At 58.1% G+C, this 1,021-nt stretch carries 1 protein-coding gene; it reads right to left on the reverse strand.

The window, feature by feature from the left end; translation table 11 throughout:
* Positions 1-117: 117 nt before the first annotated feature.
* Positions 118-846 carry a response regulator gene (locus tag LG661_RS24685; protein ID WP_230534638.1) on the reverse strand — a complete coding sequence of 243 codons (729 nt, stop codon included), beginning with the start codon at positions 844-846 and terminating at the stop codon, positions 118-120.
* Positions 847-1,021 lie beyond the last annotated feature (175 nt).

Consider the following 1,021-nt stretch of genomic DNA (forward strand, 5'->3'; position numbering starts at 1 on the left):
TGCTCCCTCGTCTCCGTTGCATTGCCAGTGATGGTCGCGCACAGGAGCACTGCGCTCATTCCGACAACCATGCACCCGAGAAGCACTGGTCTGTTCATCATCTGCATCGTGTGGTCCTCAAGCGAACTTGACCGGCAGCCGGTCCTCGATCAGTACATCTGCATCGAAGACATATCCGGCCCCGCGCTCAGTGACAATGAGCTTGGGATTCGACTGATCCTGCTCAAGTTTTCGGCGTAGCCTCAGGATGAGGACATCGATGCTTCGGTCGAATACTTCTTCGTTGTGGACCCGGCTTGCGGATAAAAGCTGCTCTCGCGACAGCACCTGCCGGGGCGCCTTGAGAAAGGCGACGAGCAAGTTGAATTCGGCCGCCGTGAGCTTGACCTCGCCCACTGTATCCGAGACAAGCCGCCGCCGTTTGATGTTGAGCGTCCACTCGCCGAAGCGGTAGGTTCTGCGATCCACCTTGTCATGAGATATGGGTTTCACCCGCAATGCCGCGCGGATCCGCGCCACAAACTCGCGCAAGCCAAATGGCTTGGTGATGTAGTCCGACGCGCCGAGCTCAAGCCCGACCACCTTGTCGGCTTCGTCCAAGCGATCGCCGCTGATGATGATGATGGGGGCATCGGACTTGGTCGACATGTTGCGGACGATCTCCAGTCCATCCTCCTGTCCGAGATTGAGATCAACGATCACAAGATCTGCCGGATCCGTGGACAGGATCTGCCGCAGTTGAAGGCTGTCCTTTGCTCCCGTCGCCCGAAACGCGTGCTGGGCAAGGTAGTCGACCAGCATGTTTCGAAGTTTGCTGTCGTCCTCAACAACGAGAATATGCTTCATGTGCCACGCCCCTGGATGAGTTTGCAACCAGCTGCACACCTGCTCTGAGCTGTGAACTTTCGACATGTGTCTCTCTTGGTTGGGCGTAGAGACGTCGGAATGAGCCCGCGGGTTCAGATCGAACGGTGTGCGCCGGAGCGGTTCGCCGGCAGCTCTTGCAGCTTGGCGTTTCGCA

It is taken from the genome of Microvirga roseola, assembly GCF_020866965.1.
In the GTDB taxonomy this organism is placed as follows: domain Bacteria; phylum Pseudomonadota; class Alphaproteobacteria; order Rhizobiales; family Beijerinckiaceae; genus Microvirga; species Microvirga roseola.